An 8,204-nucleotide genomic window follows, 5' to 3' on the forward strand; every position below is an offset into this window, starting at 1 on the left:
CATTCCCACCTTGGGGAACAAAAACATGAACATTCTAGCAAAAAAATGTTAGCCACTGGGTTCTTTCTTTGCAAATGAGGTGGGTGTGATAAAGGGGGAAGCGCCACCTGCCCACGAGCCACTCCCCTCCACCCTAACTCGGGAGGGGGATTTTAGATTCACAGCAACATTATGTCTCATAACAAGCCTCTTCTTCCGGGCGAGCCCCGAGCACGGTCCTTCAAACTGCATTGGTTTCGTGTTTCTTGTGACGATTCGTTGATCGGGGTCAGGCTATCCAGGGCTTCGGTCGCAAAATGCGACCGCTGTCGCGCCCTTTCTATCCTTCTCGCATGGTAGTCTCTTGTAACTCAATTCCTATATAGAAGAATGAATTCACCAACACACTTCTAAAAATGATCGTTCCATCCTTTGTCTTGTTTCAAATTCCAGAATCTCATTTGTATGTTTCAAAGTGATATCGATGTCGTCCCAACCATTGCGGATCCGATTGACGGATGCGGAATCCAATTGGAATGGAAAGGTATGTTCTAAAGTTTTCACTTCCAATCTTTCTAAATCAATTTGGATCTCTACAACTCCTTGTTTGGAAACCCATTCTTGTAAAGTTTGAATATCTCCTTCTGGCAATCGAACGAGTGCGATTCCATTTTTGGCAGCATTGATCGAAAATATATCTGCAAAAGAGGGAGCAATAATCACTTTGAATCCAAAATCGGCGAGTGCCCAAGGTGCATGTTCCCGACTCGAACCACATCCAAAATTTTTTCCGGCAATGAGAATACTTGCATGTGAATATCCCTCTTGGTTCAAAACAAATTCTGGATTCAACACCTTTCCTTCAAAATCTAAATACCGCCAATCGTGGAATAAATGATTTCCAAAACCATTTTTATCGATTAACTTCATAAATTGTTTAGGAAGGATTTGGTCTGTGTCAATGTCCTCTCTTGGAATGGATACAACCACACCTGAATGGATAGTCCAATGATTTGTTTTCATGCGAATCTCCTTACATCTGTTAACTTTCCAGTGATTGCTGCTGCAGCTGCCATTGAAGGACTCACTAAATGTGTCCTACCTCCTCTTCCTTGCCTTCCTTCAAAGTTTCGATTAGAAGTAGAGGCACATCTTTCTCCTGGTTGTAAAACATCGTCATTCATGGCAAGGCATAAGGAACAACCAGGTTCTCTCCATTCAAATCCTGCTTCTAAAAAGATTTTGTCCAAACCTTCTCGTTCTGCTTGGCGTTTGACTCCACGAGATCCAGGGACCACAAGAGCTTGTACACTCGGATGAACTTTTTTCCCCATCGCCACTTCAGCAGCAGATCGTAAGTCTTCAATTCTACCATTCGTACAAGATCCAATAAACACCTTATCGATGTTAATTTCAGAAATGGGAGTTCCAGGTTTTAAATCCATATACACCAAAGCATTTTTTGCAGATTCTTTTTTCTTGTTATCTTCTATCTCTTCAGGATTTGGAATGACCGCACTGATAGGTAAAGTCTGTGATGGATTTGTCCCCCAAGTGACTTGTGGTTCAATTTTCGAAATATCCAACTCAATCTCTTGGTCAAAAATTGCGTCGACATCTGAAAAAAATGTTTTCCAATATTCGACTGCTTTTAAAAAACTTTCCCCTTTAGGAATAAGTTTTTTATCTCTTAAATATTCAAATGTAATCTTGTCTGGTGCAATCAGACTCGCCCGAGCACCAGCTTCGATACTCATATTACATAAAGTCATCCGAGCTTCCATAGACAATGATTCAATCCATTCTCCTGAATATTCTATCGTGTATCCTCTTCCTCCGGATGTTCCAATTTTTGCAATGAGTGCAAGGATAATATCTTTTGCCGTAATCCCAAATCCTGGTCTTCCAATAAATCGAACTAACATTGATTTGGTTTTTGTCTGTTTTAAGGTTTGTGTCGCGAGAACATGTTCCACTTCACTTGTACCAATTCCAAATGCTAAGGCTCCAAAAGCACCATGGGTTGCTGTGTGAGAATCCCCGCATACAATGACTGAACCTGGGATTGTAAAACCTATCTCTGGACCAACAACGTGAACAATCCCTTGATTGGGATCCTCTGGACCATACAATTGAATTCCAAACTCTTTGCAGTTTTTCTCCATTGTATCAATTTGCAAACGTGAGACTGGACCTGCAGCATCTCTGTTTTTTCGATCTCTTGTGGAAACATTGTGATCCACAACTCCAAAACAAAGATCTTTCCTTCTTACATTCCGATTTTTAGTTCTTAACCCTTCAAATGCTTGGGCGGATGTCACCTCGTGAAGGATATGCCTATCCACGTATAATATTGTTTCAGAATCAGAACTTTCTATGATCCGATGGTTTTCCCAAATTTTGTCGTATAGAGTTTGTGCCATATTTTCCTCTTGGTAAATACGATATCAAAATTATCAGCATAATGCAAATAAATTGGTTTTATAAATTCTATAACTATAAGTTATATGATAATTATGGAATTCAGACAGATTACTTACTTTCTAGAAATCGCAGAATCAGGAACATTTCAAAAAGCAGCAAGTCGATTGGGATTAACACAACCAGCACTCTCCAAACAAATGTTCCTTCTTGAAAAGGAATTGGGGATCACTGTATTGGAAAGAGGAGGAAGGTCGGTTCGACTCACACATGAAGGGGAAAGGTTTTATCAATATTCAGTTAGGATGAAAGAGTTGTGGGAAGAAATCCAAAATGCGTTTTCAAAAGAAAATGAATTAAAAGGTAACTTTTCTATTTCAGCAGGTGGAACAGTATCCGCTTGGATCTTACCTCAAATCCTAAAAGATATTTTAAAAAAAAGACCTGGGCTTTCTCTTTCTGTTCGAGAAGGAGATGCTTCTGAAACAAAGAACGCAGTATTAAAGGGCGAAGTTGATCTTGGTATCTTAACAGGACCTATTTCTGAACCGAGTTTGAATGTATTGGAATTTTTATCTGACAAAATCTATCCTGTTGCCGCAAAAGACCATCCGATCTTTCAAAAAACAAAAATCAAAATTGAGGATATAAAAAAACAACCTTTTGTATGTTTCCACCCAGGATCAGCCCTGAGAAAAGCTGTCGAAAAAAAAATTAAATCGTTTTCAAAAGATTTTGGTCCAAACATCGCCATGGAACTTAGGAGTGTGGAATCTGTGATTCAATCATTAGAAGCAGGACTCGGGATTGGATTTTTATCTGAATATTCAATTAACTCCAAATTGAAAAAAATTAATTTCCAAGACTGGAACACCGAACGAAAATTTTATCTCTGTTATCGCAAAAAATCGGGACCAACACTTGCTTACCTAGCAGAAGAAATACTTAAATCTGCTGAAAAATGGAAATTGGAACGGGAGTAAGTGATCAAATGAAACTTTATAGAATATCTAACAAAGAGTATGCGAAGCAAATTCAAAAAAAGGATTATTGTTCCACACAGATTAACTGCTGATTACTTAAATTACAAGGATCAGGTGTCCAACCAGCTGTAATATCAGCAATCAATGTAGAATTTCCTTGCCCCATCACTCCCGTAAAGGATCCAGTTGCACTTCGCCACAAGTCACAAGTATTACTTGTATTTGTTGTCCAATTGGTATTTAATCCAGTCCAATACTTTGAATTGACGGAGAATCTCACTGACAAGGCAGTTACGAATAATCCCGCCGAATTCGTTGTACTAATAATTCCTTCTGATTGGCGATATGTCCGATTCGGTGCAAATACCCAATCGATTTGTCCATCACCTACATTGGCAGTGTTCGATGCGTTTCTCGTTACCCCATCAACTACCATCGCCTTATAATTTCCAGTTCCAGGATAATTCCCATCAGCCATACACGAAGTATCAAAATTCTTTGCACTTCCTGGGTTTGGAGGGTATCCAGCAATCGTTAGGAACAAATTACAAGGATTACATGTGGGAGCACAAGTAACGGAAACCGAATTTACATCAGAATTTTTAACGATGCCATCACCATTGGTGACCGTACATAAAAAACCGGCAGGTTGGCTTGAGACCTTTACTGTATACGAAGATCCGCTGGTGAGTAAGTTCAAAAAATAAAAATTTTTACTGCCACTCTCAACTGGTAAAGTAACAATTCCATTGAGAGAAAGTTTTAATCCAGAACTATTCAATCCTGTTATTGATCCAGTAACTGAATAAGGGATGATGTTTGAAATATAATCTTTCCCACAAAGAGGAGAGTTATCCTTAGTAAGGATTTTCGAAATTTGTACTTCTTTAAAGGTATCTGAATTTGGATCACAAAGATTGTTATTTTCTAATGGCTTACAATCTTTTAAAATTAGAATCAATAAAGAAAATTGGAAGACGAGAAGTAAAAATCTTTGCCTCTTGGGATTCATTTTGAAGCCTATTGGAAATGATTTTTGATTTCTCAATTCTATGCAATAAATTATTGCATAGGATTGGATTTTATTCAAAAGGAACTGTATTCGATTTGTAGTAAATTATGCTTATATCCTTACGTCTCGTTTAAAAATTAAATCGATAATTTGCACCAACTTGAACATAGGTAAGGATTGTCTTTGAATCCAATAACATGGGGATGAGAATTTGTGGAACATATACTTTCACTAAAATTTGAGAAGGGTCAGAATTCCCCCCACCTCCATCGTTTTCTGAAATATAACCTGATCCCAATTTATTTTTTAAGACCATATTACTTGCTTCCAAAAAGAAACTAACATCACCTTTGATCTTTGTGGAAAATTTTACATTCACTTCTGTTCCAGTAGATTTCCATTGGTAGTCCAACCCAAATGGTCGGTATTTAAATGGCGACGCATCAAAACTAAACTCATTATTTTGAAATGAGGAAGGTCCTTGCATATCCAAATGTAAAATCTGACCTTGCAGTGTGAATCGATCCCAAAATTTCCATTCATAACCAATCCCAACACTATACCCTTTGAGTGAATGACTTGATTCACGGTAACTAATACGATTAGGATTCACGCCAGTACTTGTGAAAGCACCAATACTATCCACTTCGTGATTGGATCTAGTCCAAATACGTTCCACACCTGCTACAATTTGAAAGTCAAAGAAAGGGTGTGGGTAAGGAGTAAATCCAATCCGAGAGGATACTTTTTGAAACTTTGTATCACCATGTCCAAATAATGCATTCGATGTTCGCTCTGTACTAGTAGAAGAACCGCCGCCTCCACCGAAAGCCAGAGTTTGGAATCCACTTACATTATAATTTCCATTCGCTTCTGTCCCGCGAATTTCAAACGTAAATCGATTCCACGCATAAAACAATCGAGGTGTAAAACTGTGATTTTTGGTTTTGTAAGGTGTAGTTTGTAACTCGGTTTGTCCACCTCCAAACAGAAGTCCTGCGAATTGAATGGTTTGGAAGAAAGGACGGAGTTCCATCTGGTTCTCTCCACTTCCGACTCCTAAGGAACCTTCTAGATAATGGCGTTTTGCATTTGAAAGTTGTTCTTCTCTTTTTTTGAGTTTATCTTCTTTGGCCTTGAGTTCTTCTGCTTCCTGTTTTTGTTTTTCAGCAAGTTCCTTTTCTTCTCTCAGTTTTTTTTCTTTCTCTGAAGGTTGAGGTTCTTTTTTGAGAGCCGCAGTATCTGTTTTACGCCCATATAAAACTTTTTGGATCGACGTCTTTGGATACACTTTTGTATTTCCGTCTGCCAGCTTAATCGTCACTGAATCCTTATCTTGGGCTAAAACAGAACCTTCTATTTTTTCTCCTGACTTAAAAAGAATGGTTTCACTACGAAGGGAAAGATTGGCAAAAAGAAGAATGGTAAATAGCAAAAGTAAATATTGTTTCATAAAGTGGGCAAACGGATTCCTAACGTCCTTATATGATAACACATAAACGGGAATACTGCAATTCGATTCAAGAAATCTGAGAACAATTTTAAAGTAAAATTATATAGCCAATTGAATCAACTCGAGTTCTTCCTTATGTTAAAAATACCATAACTTACGTTTTCGAAAGATCCAAAACCAACTAAAATCAAAATACTTGGCTATGCAGATTTCCGAAAAATAATGGCTGGAATTTAGGGAAAGTTCCTATCAAAACCACAAAGAGTGAGTAAACAATCACTTTCACAAGAGCTAAACTTCGAAAATCATCACAGACCTTTAATTTTGAAAAATTGACAGAAAAAAAAGCAAATTCGCCATTCAAATTTTGGTCTCTTATGATAAATTTGTATGGTATGAAGTCACTAACACTTTTCGTTTTCACTTTCCTATTCTTTAGTTTCATAACCAATCATGCTCAGACTGGAAGTACATCGAACGAACTCAGAAAAAAGCACTTCCGCTTAAATCATCATGGCGTCGCACTCGATGGATATGATCCAGTTTCATATTTCTCTGACAAACCTACGAAAGGGAAAAGTGAACTTAGCTTCGAATACAAGGGAATCATTTATCATTTTACATCCATCGAAAACAGAAAGAAATTTGAGAAAAATCCAGAAAAATTTGAACCCGAATATGGTGGTTGGTGTGCCTTTGCAATGGGAGAAAACGGAGATAAGGTTGAAGTGGATCCAATGAGGTATAAAATTATCAATGGAAAAATCAATTTATTCTATAATGGAATTTTGGGTGATACTTTAATACCGTGGAATGAAAACGAAAAAGAATTAATTCCTAAAGCAAACGCAAATTGGAATATGGTAATGAAATAACAATACTTAGTTAGTAGGTAATAAATTTATAAAATTTTCCATAATAAAATAGAAAACAAGATTCTAGTCCATCATCCATTCGAATCATTCAAAAGATGAAGGTTATCGATTCACCTGCTGAGTAGAGTAAGCGATTCCAAATCCATCACCCACAATGATATTTGGAAAAGAGGTTAAAAGTGCAATTTTTATTATGGCTAAATGATGAACTGCATGTTCATTACAATAAGCGAGTTCACGTAAGCTTGTACTCGCAAGTAATGGTCTTACGTTTTTATCATGAGTGGAAACTCGTATCGCAATTGGGATGTCGACAAATCCTTCAAACAATTCTTTTTGGATTAAACGTATTAATTCAAGAGCAAATTCAGGGTTTTCTTCTAACTGCTTTGACCTTTTTCTTTGATCAAAATCGATTTCTCCATGTTTTATACCAAAATTAAATTCCTGATAAAATTCTAGAATATGACGTATGTGCTGCGAAATACTTCCATAGTTCAAAATAGAAAGGGGCATAGAAAATTCTTTTTGAGAGAATTGCTGGATTAACTCTGAAATTGAATTTGTAATGAGTCGAGTTTCTTCGACAAGAATCGTAACTTTTTCTTCTACTGTTCCCAAATTTTCCACATCATTTCACGTTCGTTATATATAAGGAAAGAACAGCCTATAAAATTAATGATTGCAAGACAAAATAACAATCCATTGCCTTGTGATACTTCAATTCCAATGCTAAAAAAATGAGCTAAAATAGCTCCCAACATTGCAAACAAACCAAGCGTTGCACCTAACCAAACAATTCGAGGAATTAATAACATCAATACGATAATTAGTTCAACAAATCCAGTTCCAATTCTTCCCCATGGCTCAACACCAAGTTTAGAAAAAATATAAACAGATTCTTCTGCTCCACTAAATTTAAAAAATAAAGTTTGTAAAAAAATGACTCCTACTGCCAATTTCACTATATTCTTAATCCAAGATATTTTCATCTTACAAATGCATTCCTGGTTTAGGTTTAAATTGCAATTTATACTTTGGTAGAGTATATCAATTTGATTCACAAATGCAATGGACAAACTGGAATATTTTATGTCAATTTTTCCTGATTCGAAACGCGGTAGGAGATTTCCCTGTGATTTTTTTGAATAATTTACTAAAATGACTGGAATCTTCAAACCCTAACTCCTCCGAAATTTCGTTTACTGATTTAAGAGTGAATAAAAGCATACGTTTTGCTTCTAAAATAGTCCTTTGGTGAATTATTTGAAGCGGAGGATCTAATTTTGCATAACGAAACAATTCAGACAATTTTTTAGAAGATATATTTAACATAAAAGCGTATTCAGAGATTTGTTTGCATTTCCTAAAATTCTGTTCTACTAGTAAATTAAACTTACGAATGGTTTCAATACTTTGATAATCACTTTGTATTCCTACAATATGATTTCGTCCAATTCTGGTTAATCGTATGATTAGTA

General features: G+C 36.5%; 9 protein-coding genes. 2 read left to right on the forward strand and 7 right to left on the reverse strand.

The window, feature by feature from the left end:
- Positions 1–375: 375 nt before the first annotated feature.
- Positions 376–1,002 carry a 3-isopropylmalate dehydratase small subunit gene (gene leuD / locus CH354_RS11185; RefSeq protein WP_100728979.1) on the reverse strand — a complete coding sequence of 209 codons (627 nt, stop codon included), beginning with the start codon at positions 1,000–1,002 and terminating at the stop codon, positions 376–378.
- Entirely contained in the window at positions 999–2,402 is a 1,404-nt protein-coding gene (gene leuC, locus CH354_RS11190) for a 3-isopropylmalate dehydratase large subunit (RefSeq protein WP_100728978.1), read from the reverse strand. Before leuC ends, leuD begins: the two co-directional genes overlap by 4 nt.
- Positions 2,403–2,495: 93 nt before the next feature.
- Here leuC and CH354_RS11195 point away from each other — a divergent pair, with 93 nt between their 5' ends.
- Positions 2,496–3,383 carry a LysR family transcriptional regulator gene (locus CH354_RS11195; RefSeq protein ID WP_100766467.1) on the forward strand — a complete coding sequence of 296 codons (888 nt, stop codon included), beginning with the start codon at positions 2,496–2,498 and terminating at the stop codon, positions 3,381–3,383.
- Between the two features lie 64 nt (positions 3,384–3,447).
- On the opposite strand, the gene CH354_RS11200 is transcribed toward CH354_RS11195, so the two are convergent.
- Positions 3,448–4,395, reverse strand: coding sequence for a DUF1554 domain-containing protein (locus tag CH354_RS11200; RefSeq protein ID WP_100728976.1), 948 nt, complete (start codon positions 4,393–4,395; stop codon positions 3,448–3,450).
- Positions 4,396–4,525: 130 nt separating this feature from the next.
- Positions 4,526–5,848 carry an LA_0442/LA_0875 N-terminal domain-containing protein gene (locus tag CH354_RS11205; protein WP_100728975.1) on the reverse strand — a complete coding sequence of 441 codons (1,323 nt, stop codon included), beginning with the start codon at positions 5,846–5,848 and terminating at the stop codon, positions 4,526–4,528.
- A gap of 395 nt (positions 5,849–6,243) precedes the next feature.
- Here CH354_RS11205 and CH354_RS11210 point away from each other — a divergent pair, with 395 nt between their 5' ends.
- Positions 6,244–6,723: a YHS domain-containing (seleno)protein gene (locus CH354_RS11210; RefSeq protein ID WP_100729073.1), complete on the forward strand. Its 480-nt coding sequence runs from the start codon at positions 6,244–6,246 to the stop codon at positions 6,721–6,723.
- A gap of 102 nt (positions 6,724–6,825) precedes the next feature.
- On the opposite strand, the gene CH354_RS11215 is transcribed toward CH354_RS11210, so the two are convergent.
- The 3 genes from CH354_RS11215 to CH354_RS18400 form a co-directional block, all read right to left on the reverse strand.
- Positions 6,826–7,344: a hypothetical protein gene (locus CH354_RS11215; protein ID WP_100729069.1), complete on the reverse strand. Its 519-nt coding sequence runs from the start codon at positions 7,342–7,344 to the stop codon at positions 6,826–6,828.
- Entirely contained in the window at positions 7,332–7,715 is a 384-nt protein-coding gene (locus tag CH354_RS11220; RefSeq protein ID WP_100729070.1) for a DoxX family protein, read from the reverse strand. The genes CH354_RS11215 and CH354_RS11220 overlap by 13 nt, the downstream gene beginning before the upstream one ends.
- Before the next feature lie 103 nt (positions 7,716–7,818).
- A partial coding sequence (locus CH354_RS18400) for a helix-turn-helix domain-containing protein (protein WP_207764240.1) occupies positions 7,819–8,204 on the reverse strand: 386 nt, incomplete at its 5' end.

Source organism: Leptospira levettii (assembly GCF_002812085.1).
GTDB lineage: Bacteria > Spirochaetota > Leptospiria > Leptospirales > Leptospiraceae > Leptospira_A > Leptospira_A levettii.

Bases quoted from the DNA above. Each gene is read 5' to 3' on its own strand.
- CH354_RS11195 (WP_100766467.1), top strand. From the start codon at position 2,496: ATGGAATTCAGACAGATTACTTACTTTCTAGAAATCGCAGAATCAGGA.
- CH354_RS11205 (WP_100728975.1), bottom strand. From the start codon at position 5,848: ATGAAACAATATTTACTTTTGCTATTTACCATTCTTCTTTTTGCCAAT.
- CH354_RS11200 (WP_100728976.1), bottom strand. From the start codon at position 4,395: ATGAATCCCAAGAGGCAAAGATTTTTACTTCTCGTCTTCCAATTTTCT.
- CH354_RS11220 (WP_100729070.1), bottom strand. From the start codon at position 7,715: ATGAAAATATCTTGGATTAAGAATATAGTGAAATTGGCAGTAGGAGTC.
- leuC (WP_100728978.1), bottom strand. From the start codon at position 2,402: ATGGCACAAACTCTATACGACAAAATTTGGGAAAACCATCGGATCATA.
- CH354_RS11210 (WP_100729073.1), top strand. From the start codon at position 6,244: ATGAAGTCACTAACACTTTTCGTTTTCACTTTCCTATTCTTTAGTTTC.
- leuD (WP_100728979.1), bottom strand. From the start codon at position 1,002: ATGAAAACAAATCATTGGACTATCCATTCAGGTGTGGTTGTATCCATT.